Source organism: Limosilactobacillus panis, from assembly GCF_019797825.1.
Taxonomy (GTDB): Bacteria; Bacillota; Bacilli; order Lactobacillales; family Lactobacillaceae; genus Limosilactobacillus; species Limosilactobacillus panis_A.
This window is the reverse complement of the sequence record NZ_CP081855.1, coordinates 1,054,378-1,072,891: the sequence shown is the minus strand read 5'-3', so window position 1 is coordinate 1,072,891 and position 18,514 is coordinate 1,054,378. Positions and strand designations below refer to the sequence as shown.

Here is an 18,514-nt window from a genome sequence, read left to right as displayed (position 1 = left end):
AACGAGGGGTTGTGACATAAGACTCTTATATAGTTAAAAATGCTACAGCGCAGTACACAAAGGGCCTCTAGCGTTCGGAAAATCCGAACACTAGAGGCCTCTCTGTGCTTTCTAAAGATTTGCTTCGCTTCGACGGGAGTTCACTACAGGCTAGCTTTGCGTCGAAACGTTTTCCAGCTTATTTTACCATTATCAATAAATATTAGCCTTCAAAGGCATCTGTCAATGGAGGAACGACCTGCTTCTTACGTGAAACAACGCCCGGCAGATTCATCCGCTTGTTAGCGTCAAGCTTGTGACCAAATGCTTTTTCAACCTTGTCAGTGTTATCACCAACAACCAACAGTTCGGAGTCGCTGTTAAGAATGTTAGTGGCAATCAGGATGAACAGTTGGTAACCATTTGCATCCATCAGTTCGTGCATCTTCTTTTCAAGGTCGGCTTGGCGCTTGAAGACATCATCAAGTTCAACCGCGTTTACTTGACCAATCCGCATCTTGGTACCACCAAGTTCGAAGGTCTTAGCATCACCATCAACGATGTCGGCATCAGACTTGGCATCAACATCAGCACCCGCCTTCAGCATGGCAACACCATACTTATTGTAGTCGTCAACCCCAGCAACCTTAGCTAAGTACTTAACAGCCTCACGGTCGTGGTCCGTTGTGGTTGGGGAGTTAAGCAACAGGGTATCAGAAATAATTGCAGAAAGCATCATCCCCGCCAAGTTAGCAGGAATGTCAATGTGCTTTTGTTGGAACATTTCCGTCAAAATCGTTGAAACACAACCGTATGGGCGGCAAGTTGCCCACAGTGGTTGAGCAGTGTTGAAGTTCGCAATCCGGTGGTGGTCAACAAGGTGGGTAACCGTAACCTTGTCGATGTCACTAACACTTTGTTGTGGTTCGTTGTGGTCAACCAGCATTACCTTGTCGACTTCATTAGCAGCGGTCTTAATAACCCGTGGAGCCTTCATGCCAAATTTCTTAAGAGCGTATTGCGTTTCGGCGTTTGGCTCATCAAGGGCAACCGCTTCCGTTTCATAGCCCAATTGGTTTTGGTAGTATGAAAAAGCCATTGCCGCAGTGATTGCATCTGTATCTGGCTTTTGATGTCCAAAGACTAATTCTTTTTCCATAAAGTAATTCCTCCTGTTTGTGCTTCAACAATACAACTAAAGCAATTTTCATTATTCATTTTATCACGATAAATAGTTCTCGTCCGCATTATTATTAACATTATGATTCTCTGTCCAGTATTCATTCAAAATTGCCCACATTTTTTCATGCTGATGGTTAAAGAAACGCGGTGGTCGTCCTTGCAGGGCAAAGTAATGTGTTGTAACCGTCTCGCTCGGTTTAACTGGAAAATGCTGGTCAGTAGCCCGGCGAACAAGGTAAAAGGCATTGACTGGCTGCACAGCATCCCCATTCGGATAAGTATATTGGTCATTATCCAGGATTTTTAGGAGACGGACCGGCTTAACAGTGAGTCCCGCGTCCTCCTTAAATTCGCGTTGGACAGTATCCGCAAACTGTTCGCCAAATTCCATGTAACCACCCGGGAAACCCCAATCGCCGGTATCGGCCCGGGCCTGGAGCAGGACGGCACCGTCTTCATTTACAAGTGCTCCGGAGGCACTTGTTAAAATCAGTGGCATATGACCAACTAGTGACCGTAAATCTACAATGTACGCCATTTTTACCCCCTCCTTTAAGAGTTATGGTTCTCCTGGACCTGGTTAAGGTAAACCCGCAAGTATACGCGACAGCTTATCATCCGGACTAGTCGATCAATCAATCGTTTCTCCTCGCTATCCGGGATTTCAATTCTTTCCCCCTGATCACCAGGAAAGAATGACTGTCTCAGGGCCAACTCAAGGGCAGCACAGAAATAGTTGTAACCGTCCTCAACGTTTTGACGCTCCTCTTGAATACGAAGGAGGGCCTGAATTTCATGAAGGGAAAGGCCCTGACGGCTAACGGTAATTATAAACAGGCTTGCCACCTGATTACGATCGTACTGCCGTCGCTGGGGATGATTAAGCAAACCACGCTTAACATAGCTACTAACCATTGTATTAGTCACCTTTATCCCCATTGCTTCAGGAAAGTAGCTGTTGATGTATTGGACCACCTGGTCAAGGTATAGGCCCATCTTGGGTAACTCATCATAACGGGGAAGGCAAAAGGTCCCCACAATTGGCTGAACTTGCCGCTCAACAATTCCCATAATACCACCTCATCATTTCAGGAGTGATTGTTGTTCTGGATCGTTTAAAATATTTGCCTGCTTGACGCGAAGCTTAACTGGAATTCCCTGGGTCTCGGTGTCAATAACGAAGGTGCCGTTTGACTTGATGGACCCCAGGTGGTGGTCACTAACGGCAACGTCCTGGAAGAGCGGTCGGTCTGTAATCACTTCAAAGTGACCCGTAAAGTCAGCATCATAGGCAGTAAAGTCAGCAATCCGGTGCGGATGAGTCTTGAGCCGGTGCAGGACAAGTTCACCCCGGCGGGCACGAGCACCAACGGCAATCTCGTCAACTGGCATTTCCTTGAAGGCCCCCCGTTGGGTTATTGAGGCAATCCGCTGTCCATCAGCAACGACTGCAAGATCGACTAATTCATCGTCATCCTTAAGGTTAATTGCCCGTACCCCAGCAGTTCGCAAGCCAGTAACTGGAACATCCGCAACATCAAAGCGGACCGCGTAACCTTCGCGACTGATTGCCAGCAGCGAACGGTTCTCATTTGCCGGTTCGTAGTAGTTAACACTGACTACTTGAGCATCCTTGCTCTTGAGCTTGATTGCCATGCTAGCATGACTTTTGTAGCGTGAACCAGGCTGGTAGTCCTGGTAGGCAGACTGCTTAACCTGGCCATCACTAGTGGCAAAAATTAGGGTTCCCGGTAGGTCTAAACGATCAAATACCATGGCCTTAATAATCTCTTCGTTTTCTGCTAGCCCAATTGTCTGTGAAATGTGTTCACCAGTGTCCTTCCAGCGAACGTCAGCCAATTCATGAACTGGTCGGTAAATCACGTGACCGAGATTCGTGAACATAAAGAGGTGGGCCAAGGTGTTAGTCTGTTCAACTAGTAACGGGTAGTCATCTTCCCGGAGACCATTTTCATCTAGTGATGAGGCCTTGAATGACCGCAAACTAGACCGCTTGATGTAACCAGCATGGGATACAAGAACAACCACGTCCTCGTTTGCAACGGTAACCTTCGTGTCAATCTCCAACTTTTGTACCCGGTCTTCAATCTTGGTCCGCCGGGGGTTGCCGAATTCCTTCTTAATTGCCTTCATCTCGCGCTCAACCACCTTGGCGAGCTCGTCATCATCACCCAAGATCAACTGGTATTCTGTAATTAACTTATTTAAGTGGGCCTGTTCCTTCTCGAGCTCAGTTACGTCTGTATTAGTCAAACGGTACAGTTGCAAGGTAACGATTGCCTCAGCCTGTTCCGCAGTGAAGTCATATTTTTTAACCAAGTTCTGTTTAGCATCCTGCCGGTTTTTGCTAGCCCGAATCGTCTTTATTACCTGGTCGAGGATTGAGAGGGCCTTAATTAACCCTTCGACGATGTGGAGGCGGTGTTGGGCCTTCTGCAGGTTGTAGTTGGTACGCCGCCGAACAACTTCCCTTTGAAAGGCAAGGTATGACGTCAGAATATGCTTTAACCCGACCCGCATTGGCCGTTGGTTATCGATGGCCACCATGTTAAAGTTGTAGTTAATCTGCAAATCGGTGTTTTTCAGGAGGTAGTTAAGAATCCCCTCGGCATTAGCGTTCCGTTTCAGCTCAATGGCAATCCGCAGGCCACTCCGGTCAGTCTCATCACGGGCTTCGACAATCCCCTCGACCCTTTTGGCCAGGCGGAGGTCGTTAATTCGCTTAACTAGTTGAGCCTTGTTAACTTCGTAAGGGATCTCGGTGACGTTGATCTGCTGACGACCACCACGGAGGGTCTCAATCGTCGTCTTGGCACGGACAACAACCCTGCCCCGACCAGTCTTGTAAGCCTTCTTTATCCCGTCAATCCCCTGGACAATCCCACCAGTGGGGAAGTCTGGACCCGGGATGAATTCCATCAATTTCTCGAGGCTCGCGTTTGGGTGCCTCAAGAGGTAAATTAAGGCATTAAAAACTTCGCTCAGGTTGTGGGTGGGAATTTCGGTTGCGTACCCTGCCGAAATCCCCGTTGCCCCATTAACGAGCAGGTTAGGAATCCGGGCTGGGAGGACAACCGGTTCCTTTTCGGTATCATCAAAGTTCAGGGTCATTTCGACCGTGTCCTTATCAATGTCTTGCAGCATCAGTCCCGCAATTTTGCTCAAACGCGCTTCGGTATAACGCATTGCCGCAGCAGGGTCCCCGTCCATTGACCCGTTGTTCCCGTGCATTTCGACCAGTGGTTCACGTAGTTTCCAATTCTGACTTAGGCGGACTAAGGCTTCATATATTGAGCTGTCACCGTGGGGGTGAAAATTACCCATGACGTTACCGACCGACTTTGCTGACTTTCGAAAGCCCTTGTCATAAGTATTACCATCCTTGTTCATTGCGTATAGGATCCGCCGCTGAACTGGCTTAAGCCCATCGCGAATATCCGGCAGTGCCCGCTCCTGGATAATTGATTTGGAATAGCGACCAAACCGCTCCCCCATCAACTTTTCGAGCGACATTGTCTCAATTTTTGCGTCTCTCACTAAAATGATCCCTTTCTTTACTTATTCAAATGCTTCTTGCTGGCAACTAGTTTATCGGATTCTTGGTCATCACTAAGGGTAAATTGAACATTGTTTTCAATCCACTCCCGCCGGGGCTCAACCTTATTCCCCATCAAGGTTGTGACCCGCCGTTCGGCTAGTTCAGCATCTTCAATTCGGACCCTGATCAACGTCCGGGTGGCAGGGTTCATGGTCGTTTCCCAGAGTTGGTCCGCGTTCATTTCACCGAGCCCTTTGAAACGTTGCAGTTGGGCAGTCTTACCCATTTTCTTGGTCAACTTAGTAAGCTCTTCGTTTGTCCAGGCATAGGTAATTTTCGTCTTTGCTCCCCGCCCCTGCTGAAGACGGTAAAGGGGTGGTAATGCGATATAAATCTTGCCGGCTTCAATCATTGGCCGCATGTACTTATAAAAGAAAGTGAGAAGAAGAATCTGGATGTGGGCTCCATCGTCATCGGCATCGGTCATGATGATGATCTTATCATAGTTCGCATCCTTAACATCAAACTCTGAACCAGCGCCGGCACCAACTGTATAGATGATGGTATTTAACTCTTCGTTCTTTAAGACGTCATCTAACTTTGCTTTTTCGGTATTCAGGACCTTGCCCCGTAATGGCAAAATTGCCTGGAACTTGCGATCCCGGCCCTGCTTAGCGGAGCCACCGGCTGAATCCCCTTCGACTAAGAAGAGTTCATTCTTCTGGGCGTTCTTGGACTGGGCTGGCGTTAACTTGCCAGAAAGGTTACGTTCCTTGCGGCTCTTTCTTTTGCCGCCCCGGGCCTGGTTACGAGCTTTACGGGCGGCCTCACGTGCTTCACGAGCTTTCAGAGACTTCCGAATCAGCATTTGGGCAAAGTCGCCATTTTCCATTAGGGCGTAGTTCAGCTGCTCACTGACAATTGTATCAACAATCTTGCGGGCTTCTGGCGTACCAAGCTTATCCTTGGTCTGTCCTTCAAATTGCAATAATCGTTCTGGAATCCGCACAGAGATAACGGCCGTGAGTCCTTCCCGGACATCGCTCCCCTCCAGGTTTTTATCGTTGTTCTTTAACAGACCGACCCGCTTCGCATACTCGTTGAAGGTTTTGGTCCACGCACTTCTAAAACCCGCTTCATGGGTACCACCATCCGGCGTCCGGACGTTGTTAACAAATGAAAGGAGGGTCTCAGAGTAGCCATCGTTATACTGGGCAGCCACTTCTACTTCAACCCCCTGGTCTTTACCGTCAAAGTACATGATCTTTCCCAGGGTGTCCTTCCCTTCATTAAGGTAGGAAACAAACTCTTGAATACCATCCTTGTACTGGAAAACGTCCTGCTTTTCTTGTCCTGCCCGCTTATCGGTCAAAACAATTTTGATTCCTTTCAAAAGGAAGGCTGATTCCCGCAAACGGTTAGCAAGGGTATTGTAGTCGTAAACCGTCGTGGTGAAGATTGTCGGGTCTGGTTTAAACGAAACAGTTGTCCCACTTTGCTCCCGGGTTTTACCAAGTTTTTTCAGCGTTCCGACTGGTTGACCACCATTCTTAAATTTCTCTTGGTAACGGACATGGTCGCGAACAATCGTTAACGTTAAATGCGTGGAGAGTGCATTAACAACCGATGCACCAACCCCATGGAGGCCACCAGAGGTCTTATAACCATCCGCCTGACCAAACTTTCCCCCGGCATGGAGAACCGTCATAATGACTTCCGGAGTAGGTTTCCCTGAAGCGTGCATCCCCACGGGCATCCCCCGACCATGGTCCTGGACGGTAATTGAATTATCTGCCTCAATCGTTACGTTAATCTCATCACCGTAGCCTGATAAGGCTTCGTCAACGGCGTTATCAACGATTTCATACACCAGGTGATGGAGTCCCCGCGCGTCTGTTGAACCAATATACATTCCAGGGCGCTTACGGACAGCTTCAAGCCCTTTTAACACTTGAATAGACGATTCATCGTATTTAACCTTTTTCGTGGTCACAAAATGACCTCCCGTATCATTTTATTTCTAAAACATATGTTCGATATAGTTAATGTTATCATGGTCGCGGGCAACTAGCAAATAGATTAAGCCCTGGACCTTGGTAAATAGTTACAATATTGATAATACTCAAATCCATTTCATTTGGCAAACGACAATTCGCTTCCTGTGCTCTACCACCCAGGAGTGTTTCATGGTATTCTTAGTGTCTGAGATATACTTTAATTCATGAGGAGCAATAATTATGATATTTGAAATATTAGGGATGGTGATTATCGCTTATCTCTTAGGATCCATCCCCTTTGGCTTATGGATTGGCCAAATTTTCTATCACAAGGATATCCGTAAGTTGGGCAGTGGAAACATTGGCACAACTAATACCTTCAGAACACTTGGCCCTAAGGCCGGGACGGTAGTCCTCTTTATGGATGTTTTAAAGGGAACGTTAGCAGCCAGTCAACCTTACATTTTGGGAATTTCACACAGCGTCAATCCCCTACTAATTGGACTCTTTGCATCTCTGGGCCACACGGTCTCCATCTTTGACCACTTTCATGGTGGAAAGGCGGTTGCAACCAGCGCAGGAATTTTATTGGCCTATAACCCCTTCCTCTTCCTGGTTGCCTGCCTGGTCTTCATTGGAACACTCCTCCTAACCTCAATGGCCAGCGCCGCCAGTATCATCGGAATCAGTACCATCTTTATAATTGCCGTATTTGAAGGCGACCTTATTCTTTCCCTGGTTGCTGGTTTCTTAACCCTGGTGGTTCTTTACCGCCACAAGAGTAACATTAAAAGGATCCTCACCGGCAAGGAGTCCCTCGTTCCCTTCGGCCTGGTCTACTACTTTCGGAGACATCAGTCAAAATAAGTACTTGGTTAAAAAAAACGGTCACCGCTTGTTTTTGCGCGGTGACCGTTTTTGACAATTCGCCGTTTAAAATTCAAAATACTAAAATGGCCGAATACTGAAGTGATAGTCCCGTTCCTGCCCCGGAGCCAAACGGTACATCCCCTGCTTGTGCAAGAGGAGACCATCCGCATTGACATTGTCAGCGATTCCCCACCATGGCTCGATGCAGGCAAAATTACCGGTGGCTGGGTAATCCGACCACAGACCAACGTACTGAGTTCCCACGGTTGCGACACTAACCCCGTGACCGCTAGTCTTGTCAGCAAGCGTAGCAGCAAAGTCACTTCCACACGTTTTAAAGATAATTGCATCATGGTTAAAAAGATTGTGATTGAGCATAAATGGCTTGGTCATATCGATCACCTGGGGGTGGCCGGAATCATTGTAGGGCCCGTCCAAAATAATTCGGGAGTATTTTTCTGCCGGGGTAACACTAAATTCCACATTTTCATAGGAACCCCGTGAAGTGAGGGGCATATTGAAACCGGGATGGGCCCCAATTTCGTAAATTAGCGATTGGCGGGCCGGATTGATTACCTTATAAGAAACCGCTAAACGGTCATCTGCAAGTTCGTAAGTAACCTGGAGAATAAAGTCAAACGGGTACACCTTTTTGGTATCGTCGCCTGCACGCTGCTCAAGGATTACCCGATCGTCCAGTTGCTTTGTGACCGTAAATTTGCGGTCACGGGCAAAGCCGTGTTGGGTTTGGTGGAAGGTTTGACCATTAAACCGGTACTGGTCATCTTTCAGGCGGCCAACAAAGGGAAAAAGGATTGGTGCCTGCCGTCCCCAGCTATCTGGCGAGCCCTGCCATAGGTATTCAATTGCATTATCTTGCCGCTTAATACTGTGTAACTGGGCCCCTAACTCATTGATTTCAACTACGAGTTTCTTGTTTCGAATTGTAATCATTTTACTACCCCTTTATTGCTAAACGTTTAACATCAAGTATATATAAAAATGTTTACTTGCACAATACCAAATAATGACGGCGCTTTCAATCCCTCACTAAGTAAAACCCAGTAAAAATATTTCACAGTTTTACTGGGTTTTACCTATTTCTGTACGGCTTCCTCGTAGTCGCCATTTGGACAAACCACTTGTTTACCACCCTTGACCTTCTTTTCAACCAGGAAGTGCCCATCTTTCGGACAATCCCGCCCAATTGGCTTATCCCATGAGACAAAATCACAGTCTGGATAGCGAGAACAGCCATAGAAAGTACGATTCTTTTTTGATTTGCGCTCAACCACAGTTCCTTTATGACACTTTGGACAGGTCACGCCAATTTCCTTGACAATTGCCTTCGTGTTTCGACACTTGGGGAATCGGGAACAGGCATAAAATTTCCCGTACCGGCCCATTTTAATTACCATGGGAGCACCACAAATGTCACAATCAATACCGGCAAGTTCCTCTTTCATTTGAATTTTGGCAACCTTGTCTTCTGCATCCTGGACTTCCTTGGAGAAGGGCTTATAGAAGCTATCAACAACCTTAATCCAATTCTGTTTTCCCGCTTCAACCTGGTCAAGTTCACCTTCAACATCTGCCGTGAACTTGGCATTAACGATATCGGGGAATTGCTTAGCGATGATCTTGTTGACAATCTCCCCTAACTCCGTAGGTTCAAAGTGACGTGAAACTAGACGAACATAGTAACGCCGTTGAATTGTATCCAACGTCGGCGCATACGTTGATGGCCGGCCGACCCCATTGCTTTCCAGCGTCTTGATCAATGCCGCTTCAGTGTAACGGGCCGGTGGCTGGGTGAAGTGCTGGGCTGGATTGTCATTGACCATCCGTGCATGGTCGCCTTCACTAAGGTCAGGTAAAAGGTTGTCCCTTTCTTCTCCCCGCTTATAAACCTTGGAGAAGCCGGCAAACTTAACTTTGGACCCGTTTGCCCGGAAAGTTACCCCATTTTGCTGGAGGTCAACTGTCATTGTATCAATTACTTCCGGCGTCATCTGACTGGCCACAAAGCGGGACCAGATAAGGCTGTATAGCTTGTACTGGTCATTATTCAGGTAGGGCTTCATCTTGGCCGGTGTCCGGTAGACAGAAGTTGGCCGAATTGCTTCGTGAGCATCCTGAGCCCCCTCCGGCAACTTGCCCTTTACTGGTTTGATGGCCGCATACTCGCCTCCATACTCCTCATGGATAAACTTAGAGGCTTCATGCTTAGCAATCGATGCGATTCGCGTGGAGTCGGTCCGCATGTAGGTAATCAAGCCGACTGGAGATCCTTGCTTAATATCAATCCCTTCATACAGCATCTGGGCAGCCATCATGGTCTTCCGGGTCCGGAAATTAAGCCGGCGGTTAGCGTCCTGCTGCATCGTTGAAGTAGTGTACGGTGGCTGTGGTTGCCGGCGTCGTTCCTTCTTGGTGACCTTTGAAATAACAAAGCCCTGTTTTTTATCCAGCTTGCCAAGGACCTTTTGAACATCCGCATTGTTGGCCAGTTTTATCTTCTTGCCGTCTTCACCGAAAAAGACGGCTTTAAATTTATCACGACCGTGCTTAAAGTCCGCGTCAATTGTCCAGTATTCTTCCGGTTTAAAATTACGGATTTCGTCTTCCCGCTGGATGATCAGATTTAGTGCAACCGATTGAACACGACCGGCACTCAGCCCCTTCTTAACCTTTTTCCACAGAATAGGACTAATCGAATAACCGACAAGTCGGTCAAGGACCCGCCGTGCCTGCTGAGCATCAACTAAGTCCATATTAATCGTCCGTGGCTCTTTAAAAGCGTTTTTGACTGCATCCTTCGTAATTTCGTTAAAAGTAACCCGGTTCTTATCCTTATCATCAAGCTTTAGAATATTAGAGACGTGCCAAGCGATGGCTTCCCCCTCACGGTCCGGGTCTGATGCCAAGTAAACGGCCTTCGCATTCTTCGCATCCTTACGAAGTTCCTTAATAACGTCACCTTTCCCGCGAATCGAAATATAGTCCGGTTGGTAATTATTCTCAATATCAACCCCCATCCGACTCTTCGGCAGGTCACGCACATGGCCAAGACTCGCAACAACTTTATACGAGCGGCCCAGGAAACGACCAATCGTCTTTGCTTTTGACGGTGACTCAACAATCACCAAATTTTTCTTAATCTTAGAACGGCGCCGCATTGTCTTCCGCTTTGCCGTCGTCTTAGTACTTTTCTTGGCTGTTTTGGTTGCCATAAAAGAGGCTCCTCACATTTTATTTGTTTATTTCTTCATATATAACATTATTATTCCATTTCACCATGGTCTGTCAAATGGAAATCGTATTTTAGAAGAAATTATTATAAAATGCAAGGACCCTTACTTATAGCATGAACTCTTCGAGGATGTCCTGTGCCCGGAGAATCGGTTTCGCACCCGCGGCAATCAGCTCATTGCAGCCCAGTGAACGGTAAGTATCAATTCGCCCGGGGACCGCACAAACCGTCCGATTCTCGTCTAGAGCAATATTAGCCGTGATCAAACTCCCGCTCTTCTTCTTAGCTTCTACCACTAAGACCGTCGAGCAAAGACCCGCAATTATCCTGTTTCTTTCGGGGAAATGATAGGCCAGAGGGGGTTCGCCCCGCCCGTATTCCGTAAGGACGAGGCCTGTTTTTGCAACCTTGGCCTGCAGGTGAGTATTCTCCCGGGGATATGCTTGGTCCAGTCCGCAACCAGCCACCCCAATCGTCTTACCACCATGCTCAAGGGTGATGCGGTGACACATTCCATCGATTCCCTTTGCCAATCCACTGACGGTAACGATTTGCCGTTTTACAATGTGGGGAAGCATCCCCCGTAACACCGCTTCACCGTACGCCGACATATCCCGGGCACCAACCACCGCTAACGTGGGCAACTGTAACAGTGTGAGGTTTCCTTGGTAGTAAAGAACAATCGGCGGGTCAAATATTTCACGTAACTGTTCCGGATATTGGTCATCCGCAATGGTGACATACGGAAAATCCTGATTACGAGCAACCGCCGCATCTAGTTCTTTGCTTGGCCAGTTATTCACCAAAGCTTCTTGTTCCCGGTCATTTAGCCGAATGTGGGTAAGTAGTTCGTTGATGTTATCGTAACATCCGTACTGGTCAGCTACCCGCCATAGCCGGTACTTTGTCTTATAGCCAATTCCACGGCATAAATTCAAGCGTAGTAAAAATTCACGTATTTGTTTCATAAAAAAGCCTCCTACCTAATAGATACGAGACTCTTCTTCATTTGCACTATAAAAATTTAGGAACCGGGTTAAATGATCGTCGGTGAATTGGCGAGGCACCATATTTCTTTAGTCCGGCTAGGTGTTCTTTTGTACCGTACCCCATGTTTTCTGCAAAGCCGTATCCTGGATAAACCCAGTCGTAATCAAGCATTAGGTGGTCACGGTACTCCTTAGCGACAATACTGGCCGCCGCGACGCTGATGCTTTTTTGATCACCCTTAATTAAGGTTGTCTGAGGATAATCAAATGGCAGCGGGACGGCATCAACAATCAAGTGGTCCGGCTGGTGGTTCAGACTTTGGATGGACCGCATCATCGCATCCTGCGTTGCCGCGTATATGTTAAGGCGGTCGATTGTTTCCGCGTCATTGACCGCGATGCTGACTTCGACGGCCTCGTCAACAATCCGCAAATAGAGCTGTTCCCGCTCATGGCGGGTCAACTGTTTGGAGTCAGTTACCCCCACCAGGTCAAAATCAGGACTAAGAATTACCGCACAGGTGACAACGGGACCAGCAAGAGGGCCCCGGCCGACTTCGTCCATTCCGGCAACATAGTGTACCCCGCTCTTCCAAAGGGCATCCTCATACTTGAAACGCTGTCGAAAAGCCTGATAAGCCCTAATCTGCCGTTCAATTCGCCACTGGTGGCGCTGCAAGGCCCGTTGAACACCCTTCCGGGGGTCAGCCTGCCACTCCTTAAGTCGCGGGTCGGCCAAGCTATCAATTGTGTCCAAGAGCCGCGAAATCTCACTTACCGTCTGTTTAATCATTGACGCCATCCTCATTCAAGTCTGCCGGGACTTCCATAGTAATGGGCCCGAGTTTACCCTTCCGTAGGTCAAAGATCAGCCGCTCGCTAGCCCGGTCGTAGTCATCCCTAAAACCCATCTTCTGGGTGATTGCTAGCAGCAGGTCGGGATCGCTAATCGTTTCCGCCAGGTCTTGGTCGGTCAGTCGGTAGCGTTTCTTCAGCATTTCCGGTTGGTACAAGCGAAGGTATTTCAGGGCGAACAGAGCAATATCATCTTTGGGGTAAAGACTATCCTTGATTGCCCCCGAGAGAGCTAACATGACCCCCTGCTTCTGGCTGGCAAACTTGTGCCACAGGACTCCAGGGGTGTCTAAAAGTTCCAACTCAGCCGACGACCGCAACCACTGTTGGCCAGTAGTTACGCCCGGCCGGTTTCCCGTCTGTGCAACGTTCTTTTTAACCAGGTGATTTAACAGGGTCGACTTCCCAACGTTCGGCACCCCGACACACATTGCCCGGATTGGCCTTTTTCTTAATCCCTTGGCCCTTTCTTCCGCCAGTTTATCTTGCAAAATTTCCTTACTCTTTTTGGTGACAATTTTTGCCACGTTTTGCTCCCGTGAATCGAGGGCCAGGACTGGCTGCCCTTTTTCTTCAAAGTACACCAACCACTTTTGTAGACGATCACGATTAGCCAAGTCCGTCTTAGTCATTATTAAAAGCCGGGGCTTGTTTCCGGCAGCTAATGCTACTTCCGGATTTTGGGAAGAATACGGCACCCGTGCGTCTACTAACTCAAAAACGATGTCAACAAGGGGCATCTGTTCACGAATCTGTCGTAAGGCCTTTGCCATATGTCCAGGAAACCATTGAATTGTTGCCATCCTATCCCTCCTAATTTCTCTCATCCAAATATTTTTGCCATGCGGCGTCAAAAATCGTCATTGATGGTAGGTAGTCCGCATTCTCTTCTAAATACTTTGAAACCTCATCAAAGTCGGATGACTGCTTAGGAAACGTTGAGTCTAGAAAGGCATTATTAGCGAATTGCTCAATTTCGTCTGCAGAATTAGGATTACGTTGGGTCATCAAATAACGATAAAAACTATCACGAACCATGTGATATCCTCCTCTTTATCACTTAGTCGGGACGGTTATCAAGAACTTAAACCGCCCTTCCGTCATATTTATTTCTTGTGCCCGGTACTTTAGCGCTCGCTTCTCACTGTACTTATTCAAATCCAGCAAGACAGTCTTCTTTTGGGCATTGATCTTTACCCATTCCGGAACATTGTAGTTCTTGGCAATATAGCCCATCACAAACTTGATGGGGATATTAAGCCGTCCCACCGAAAGGCCCTTAGCCCGTAAGAGGACGTTACCATCACTTTGTTTAACCGGCACAAAGTTAATGGCAAACCGAATTTTAGCACCGAGAAACCTGGTATCGCCCGTCAAAGTAGCGTACTGTTTACCAACCAAAAAACTGTACTTAATTTTCTGTCCCTTTAAGAACCGGTTAAGGTAGTTAGCCGCGAGGGCGTTAACTTGGTGACGATTCAGCTCAATTGTAACCGAAGTATCATTAAGTTTAGCTGGCTTGCTAACTGCCGAACTGGGCGCCGGTGCAGTGGCCCGGTTGATTATCGTTCCAGTTGCCACCACAATCACCAGGATAAGGACGATAAACGCCCACTTCCACCAGTTGATTGATTTCGTTTTCGTCTCCTTTTTCATTCGCTATTTTACCTCTTTACGTATTCCCAACTGTTGTGGTTCTTCATTGATTTAAATAGGCGGTTGGCCATCTGCTGATAACCACGATGGTTCGGGTGAAAATTATCTTCCGTTGAGATATATTCGTTTAAGTTATGGTCACGATCCCGCATGACGCTGACCAACCGAGCCTGAGAAATTTTTCCCCGGTTAGCCTGTTTTTCCTGTTGAATCAACTCCTGACGCTGGTCTGGAGTCTTGTACTGTCCCCATGACATCAGGTGGTTAATGTTCACAAAATACATTTTATGGTAGTTTCCCATCACCTTTTGGGTTGTTTGGTTCCACTTCACGATTGAGTTGTTAATTACGTCTACGTCGGGAAAGTAAGTATAAACAGGATTATAAATACTCATAATAAATACCGGTGCATGAGGATTCTGTTTCCGAACTGCCGTGAGTAACTGATTGAGACGACGGACATAAACCTTTTCTGCCTGGTCAACGTCCTTGTCGACCGTCTTAGGAGAGTTCATGATATTGGCTTCAAGATTTTGCATTAGGTCGTTTCCGCCCACCGTCATTGTGATTACATCAGCCTTCCGGAGGTTCGTCCGCATCTTAGGCTGGGAATTAAGGCGGGCCAGGATTTGGTCAGACCAATCCCCACTAACACCGTAGTTCTTCGTACTTACCGTCGTTTTACGATAGTGGTGTTCAATCTTATGCTTAATAATACTGACATAACCACCCTTTTTTTTCTCATCCCCCTGGCCATGGGTCAAAGAATCGCCAACTGCCACCAGGTGGACATTCTCCTTTTCAACATAGTGGGGCGATGAAGCCGTCCTTATTACGGGCGAAGATTGGCGATGACCATACCAGACGCCACCAGCAAGCACCGCTAAAATTATCACCACACCAATCATCCACCATTGTTTTCGCACTTGCACGTTCCTCCTTAATAATAAGAGGCTGGGAAAACAGTGTTTTCTCCGGCCTCGAATAGCTTTCAATTCTGTTGATACAAACAGTGGGGACTGATTTGTAAAACTTTAACCTATTCAGTGTAGTACAGCAAACAACATGCACCCATTCCGGTGTGGGTAGCAATAATCGGTACCGTTTCCCGAACCGTAATCTTTTGGTCAGGGTAGATCTTTTCTACGCCATTCTTTAAACGCTCGACTTCTTTATTCCCTTCAACGTGGGAAATCCCAACTTTGATTGGTTTAGGTCCAGCGGCCATTTCCTTCAAGATTCGGTCCCATTCCTTATGAATTGCCTTTGTTCCGCGACCCTTCATAATGATATGAATCTGACCACCGGCAACCTGGAGCATAACCTTGATGTTAAGGATATTGGAAAGTGCACCAGCGAACTTGCTAATTCTTCCACCGGCAACCAGGTTGTCAAGGTTATCAATTGCCAGGTAAAGCTTTGACTTGGCAAGGACATCCTTCATTTTGGTAATTGCATCATCTACACTACCGCCAGCCTCAAGGACTTTAGCCGCCTCAATAATTTGGAAGGCCATCCCTTGATCAGTAGTTTGGGAGTCGTAGACCGTGACCTTCGTTTTTGACATTGTTGCCGCCTGTTCAGCAGCGTGGACAGTCCCACTAATCGATTCCATCATGGTAACACAGAGAACTTCGCTGCCGTCTTCGCCAAGCTTGTCAAAGGCGTCGACAAATTTACCAATCGGCGGTTGGGATGTCTTTGGCAAAGACTTGGCGTTTTTCATCAACTTAGTGAATTCATCATTAGTGATGGTTTCACGCTCGACATAAATTGTACCATCAATCATAACCGTAAGTGGTACGATTGTAATGTTATACTTTTTAATGTCTTCTTCTGTCAATCCGGCGGAAGAATCACAAACTATTTTTACTTTAGACATGGAAAAATCCACTCCCCCTTGACAATTATCAATGGTTTATTTTAACCTAGTTTTAATAACTAGATATACTAGTTTCTAAGAACATTATAATCGTTTAACGTAGTTTTTAAATACCCAAAGGTGATTTTTATAGTCCTAGTATACCAAAAAGCCTTAAATAATGCATTTATCAGCCCGAAAGGAGTTTTGCTCAGTGAATAAGCAGCACATTGATAAGAAAACATTACTAATTGAAATCGGTAACGCCATCAGTCACGGGATTGGTACCGGCCTAGCAATTACTGGTCTGGTCTTCCTAATAATTCGGGCCGCCCATAGTGGGAGTGTCATGCGGGTGGTCACCTTTACCATCTACGGCAGTATCCTAGTCTTATTCTACCTCTCGTCAACCCTATTTCACGCCCTTGTCTTTACCCGGGCCCGGCACGTCTTTCAGGTATTTGACCACTGTATGATTTATGCCCTGATTGCCGGAACTTACACCCCCTACTGCCTCGTCAGTATCAAGGGATGGTTAGGCTGGACGATGTTTGGCGTCATTTGGGGGCTAGCCGTCATTGGGATTATTTATAAAAGTATCTGGCTTAAGCACAAGAGTGCCCTCTCGACTTTAGTTTACGTCCTGATGGGCTGGCTTTGCATCTTTGCCTTCTTCCCCCTTTGGAATGTCCTGGGGCCGGTTGGTTTTGGCCTGCTGCTTGCTGGAGGAATCACCTTCACAATTGGTGCCCTCTTGTACAGCCGGCCAACTGATTACACCCACCTCATCTGGCACTTCTTTGTCCTGGTTGGGACAGGTCTGATGTATTTCTCAATTCTCCTTTACGTTTAATTGCCAAGTTTCAAACCAGCAAACCGGCTGACCATCCTTAGTTACCGTTTGTCGGTCCTGCAAATGCCACTGGTCATAGTTGACTGGTGGCATTTTTGTGTCACCTTCGTAATGACCGTTGATAATGGTCCGGTGAAGGACCGTTACCAGCGACATAAGTTCAGTAAAAAGGCGGCCACCACCGATGATATCAACTACTGGAGCCGAATTTTCTTTAATCCAGTTTTTTAGCTCTGCCAGGTCTTGAAAGGAAACGACCCGTTTATCTTCAATCCTTCGGTGGGTCAGAATAACGTTTTGGCGCCCAGGAAGGGGATGACCAATCGAATCAAAGGTCCGTCGTCCCATCACTACCGGGTGGTCAGCCGTGACCTGCTTAAAATGCCGCATATCAGCCTTGACGTGCCATGGGAGAGAACCATCTTTACCAATCCAGCCGTCCAGGTCCTCTGCCCAAACATAGGTAACTTTCTTCATTATTTGCCTCCTCAGACAGCAACTGGGGCCTTGATTGCGGGCTCATGAGTATAGCCGTCAAGCTTAATATCCGTCATTTCGTACTGGTCAACTGGCTTGGCTTCAGCCGGCAAGATTAGTTTTGGAGCCGGGTGGGGAGTCCTTTGTAATTGCTCTCTTACTTGGTCAAGGTGGTTAAGGTAGATGTGGGCATCCCCCAAGGTATGAACAAAGTCGCCGACCTCAAGACCACACTGGTGGGCAATCATATGGGTGAGGAGGGCGTAACTAGCAATGTTGAATGGAACCCCTAAGAAGATATCCGCACTTCGCTGGTAGAGTTGGCAGCTAAGTTTCCCATCATTAACGTAGAACTGGAACATTGTATGGCATGGTGGTAGGGCCATTGACGGCACATCCTCTGGATTCCATGCTGAAACGATCATCCGGCGTGAATCTGGAGTTGTCTTTATCTGGTGAATAACGTTGGCAATCTGATCAATGGTTTCACCCTTACTGGTCTTCCAGGCCCGCCACTGACTACCATAAACTAGACCCAGGTCACCATACTTCTTGGCAAATTCATCATCATCAAGGACCCGTTGGCAAAAGTCCTTTTTTTCGGCCAGGTACTGTTTCTTAAATTCGGGGTCCTTCAACCAGCGGTGACCAAAATCCGTCATGTCAGGGCCATGATATTCATCACTTTCGACCCACTTTTTAAATGCCCATTCATCCCAAATGTGGTTGTGGTGCTGAAGAAGGAAGCGGATATTGGTATCTCCGCGTAAGAACCATAGAAGCTCACTTTTGATCAGGCCAAAGGGGACCTTCTTCGTCGTCAGGATTGGGAAACCCTTGGAAAGGTCAAACCGCATTTGGTAACCAAACACTGACCTGGTTCCCGTACCAGTACGGTCGGATTTTTCGTGCCCATTTTCCAAAACATACCGAGCTAGGTTCAGGTACTGTTGTTCATTCTGGTTTTTTGCCACCGTTAATTC

The 18,514-nt window shown here is 47.3% G+C and carries 18 protein-coding genes; 2 read left to right on the top strand and 16 right to left on the bottom strand.

The features are described from left to right. Window positions 1–202 precede the first annotated feature (202 nt). From KZE55_RS05185 to parE, 5 genes are all read right to left on the bottom strand, one after another. The gene (locus tag KZE55_RS05185; protein WP_222257687.1) at window positions 203–1,138 is read right to left on the bottom strand and encodes a manganese-dependent inorganic pyrophosphatase; all 936 of its coding nucleotides are present in this window, start codon (window positions 1,136–1,138) and stop codon (window positions 203–205) included. Window positions 1,139–1,201: 63 nt separating this feature from the next. Then, on the bottom strand, window positions 1,202–1,699 hold the full coding sequence (locus KZE55_RS05180; RefSeq protein WP_222257686.1) for an NUDIX hydrolase: 498 nt from the start codon (window positions 1,697–1,699) through the stop codon (window positions 1,202–1,204). A 14-nt stretch (window positions 1,700–1,713) separates the two neighbouring features. Next, window positions 1,714–2,232, bottom strand: coding sequence for a DUF1836 domain-containing protein (locus tag KZE55_RS05175; protein ID WP_222257685.1), 519 nt, complete (start codon window positions 2,230–2,232; stop codon window positions 1,714–1,716). A gap of 12 nt (window positions 2,233–2,244) precedes the next feature. After that, complete coding sequence (gene parC, locus KZE55_RS05170) at window positions 2,245–4,719, bottom strand: DNA topoisomerase IV subunit A (protein WP_222257684.1); 2,475 nt, start codon at window positions 4,717–4,719, stop codon at window positions 2,245–2,247. A 17-nt stretch (window positions 4,720–4,736) separates the two neighbouring features. Then, window positions 4,737–6,713, bottom strand: a complete 1,977-nt coding sequence (gene parE, locus KZE55_RS05165; RefSeq protein ID WP_222257683.1) for a DNA topoisomerase IV subunit B — start codon at window positions 6,711–6,713, stop codon at window positions 4,737–4,739. Between the two features lie 244 nt (window positions 6,714–6,957). Between parE and plsY the strand changes: the two genes are divergently transcribed. Then, the gene (gene plsY / locus KZE55_RS05160) at window positions 6,958–7,584 is read left to right on the top strand and encodes a glycerol-3-phosphate 1-O-acyltransferase PlsY (protein WP_222257682.1); all 627 of its coding nucleotides are present in this window, start codon (window positions 6,958–6,960) and stop codon (window positions 7,582–7,584) included. An 81-nt stretch (window positions 7,585–7,665) separates the two neighbouring features. Here plsY and KZE55_RS05155 read toward each other — a convergent pair whose 3' ends face one another. From KZE55_RS05155 to KZE55_RS05115, 9 genes are all read right to left on the bottom strand, one after another. Continuing rightward, window positions 7,666–8,541, bottom strand: a complete 876-nt coding sequence (locus tag KZE55_RS05155) for an aldose 1-epimerase family protein (protein ID WP_222257681.1) — start codon at window positions 8,539–8,541, stop codon at window positions 7,666–7,668. 143 nt (window positions 8,542–8,684) lie between these two features. After that, entirely contained in the window at window positions 8,685–10,820 is a 2,136-nt protein-coding gene (topA, locus tag KZE55_RS05150) for a type I DNA topoisomerase (RefSeq protein WP_222257680.1), read from the bottom strand. 127 nt (window positions 10,821–10,947) lie between these two features. After that, window positions 10,948–11,808: a DNA-processing protein DprA gene (gene dprA, locus KZE55_RS05145; RefSeq protein WP_222257679.1), complete on the bottom strand. Its 861-nt coding sequence runs from the start codon at window positions 11,806–11,808 to the stop codon at window positions 10,948–10,950. Window positions 11,809–11,854: 46 nt separating this feature from the next. Next, window positions 11,855–12,622: a ribonuclease HII gene (locus KZE55_RS05140; RefSeq protein ID WP_222257678.1), complete on the bottom strand. Its 768-nt coding sequence runs from the start codon at window positions 12,620–12,622 to the stop codon at window positions 11,855–11,857. Further along, window positions 12,615–13,487: a ribosome biogenesis GTPase YlqF gene (gene ylqF / locus KZE55_RS05135; protein ID WP_222257677.1), complete on the bottom strand. Its 873-nt coding sequence runs from the start codon at window positions 13,485–13,487 to the stop codon at window positions 12,615–12,617. Before ylqF ends, KZE55_RS05140 begins: the two co-directional genes overlap by 8 nt. Window positions 13,488–13,497: 10 nt before the next feature. Beyond that, complete coding sequence (locus KZE55_RS05130; protein WP_222257676.1) at window positions 13,498–13,722, bottom strand: YozE family protein; 225 nt, start codon at window positions 13,720–13,722, stop codon at window positions 13,498–13,500. Window positions 13,723–13,740: 18 nt separating this feature from the next. Beyond that, on the bottom strand, window positions 13,741–14,340 hold the full coding sequence (locus tag KZE55_RS05125) for a YpmS family protein (protein WP_222257675.1): 600 nt from the start codon (window positions 14,338–14,340) through the stop codon (window positions 13,741–13,743). Window positions 14,341–14,348: 8 nt separating this feature from the next. Further along, window positions 14,349–15,266, bottom strand: coding sequence for an SGNH/GDSL hydrolase family protein (locus tag KZE55_RS05120; protein ID WP_315853343.1), 918 nt, complete (start codon window positions 15,264–15,266; stop codon window positions 14,349–14,351). A gap of 113 nt (window positions 15,267–15,379) precedes the next feature. Further along, the gene (locus KZE55_RS05115) at window positions 15,380–16,222 is read right to left on the bottom strand and encodes a DegV family protein (RefSeq protein ID WP_222257674.1); all 843 of its coding nucleotides are present in this window, start codon (window positions 16,220–16,222) and stop codon (window positions 15,380–15,382) included. A gap of 193 nt (window positions 16,223–16,415) precedes the next feature. Between KZE55_RS05115 and trhA the strand changes: the two genes are divergently transcribed. Further along, on the top strand, window positions 16,416–17,054 hold the full coding sequence (gene trhA, locus KZE55_RS05110) for a PAQR family membrane homeostasis protein TrhA (protein ID WP_396442454.1): 639 nt from the start codon (window positions 16,416–16,418) through the stop codon (window positions 17,052–17,054). Here the strand turns inward: trhA and KZE55_RS05105 are convergent. Both KZE55_RS05105 and KZE55_RS05100 read right to left on the bottom strand, forming a co-directional pair. Then, a complete protein-coding gene (locus KZE55_RS05105) occupies window positions 17,034–17,531 on the bottom strand; it encodes a dihydrofolate reductase (RefSeq protein WP_222257672.1) in 498 nt (165 codons plus the stop codon). The two genes, trhA and KZE55_RS05105, sit on opposite strands and share 21 nt — an antisense overlap. A gap of 11 nt (window positions 17,532–17,542) precedes the next feature. Further along, window positions 17,543–18,505 (bottom strand): thymidylate synthase, encoded by a 963-nt coding sequence (locus KZE55_RS05100; protein ID WP_222257671.1) that lies wholly within the window; start codon window positions 18,503–18,505, stop codon window positions 17,543–17,545. Window positions 18,506–18,514 lie beyond the last annotated feature (9 nt).

Excerpts from the sequence above, each read along its gene's own strand:
- KZE55_RS05185 (WP_222257687.1), bottom strand. The coding sequence starts at position 1,138 with ATGGAAAAAGAATTAGTCTTTGGACATCAAAAGCCAGATACAGATGCA.
- KZE55_RS05180 (WP_222257686.1), bottom strand. The coding sequence starts at position 1,699 with ATGGCGTACATTGTAGATTTACGGTCACTAGTTGGTCATATGCCACTG.
- KZE55_RS05175 (WP_222257685.1), bottom strand. The coding sequence starts at position 2,232 with ATGGGAATTGTTGAGCGGCAAGTTCAGCCAATTGTGGGGACCTTTTGC.
- plsY (WP_222257682.1), top strand. The coding sequence starts at position 6,958 with ATGATATTTGAAATATTAGGGATGGTGATTATCGCTTATCTCTTAGGA.
- KZE55_RS05155 (WP_222257681.1), bottom strand. The coding sequence starts at position 8,541 with ATGATTACAATTCGAAACAAGAAACTCGTAGTTGAAATCAATGAGTTA.
- topA (WP_222257680.1), bottom strand. The coding sequence starts at position 10,820 with ATGGCAACCAAAACAGCCAAGAAAAGTACTAAGACGACGGCAAAGCGG.
- dprA (WP_222257679.1), bottom strand. The coding sequence starts at position 11,808 with ATGAAACAAATACGTGAATTTTTACTACGCTTGAATTTATGCCGTGGA.
- KZE55_RS05140 (WP_222257678.1), bottom strand. The coding sequence starts at position 12,622 with ATGATTAAACAGACGGTAAGTGAGATTTCGCGGCTCTTGGACACAATT.
- ylqF (WP_222257677.1), bottom strand. The coding sequence starts at position 13,487 with ATGGCAACAATTCAATGGTTTCCTGGACATATGGCAAAGGCCTTACGA.
- KZE55_RS05130 (WP_222257676.1), bottom strand. The coding sequence starts at position 13,722 with ATGGTTCGTGATAGTTTTTATCGTTATTTGATGACCCAACGTAATCCT.
- KZE55_RS05125 (WP_222257675.1), bottom strand. The coding sequence starts at position 14,340 with ATGAAAAAGGAGACGAAAACGAAATCAATCAACTGGTGGAAGTGGGCG.
- KZE55_RS05115 (WP_222257674.1), bottom strand. The coding sequence starts at position 16,222 with ATGTCTAAAGTAAAAATAGTTTGTGATTCTTCCGCCGGATTGACAGAA.
- KZE55_RS05105 (WP_222257672.1), bottom strand. The coding sequence starts at position 17,531 with ATGAAGAAAGTTACCTATGTTTGGGCAGAGGACCTGGACGGCTGGATT.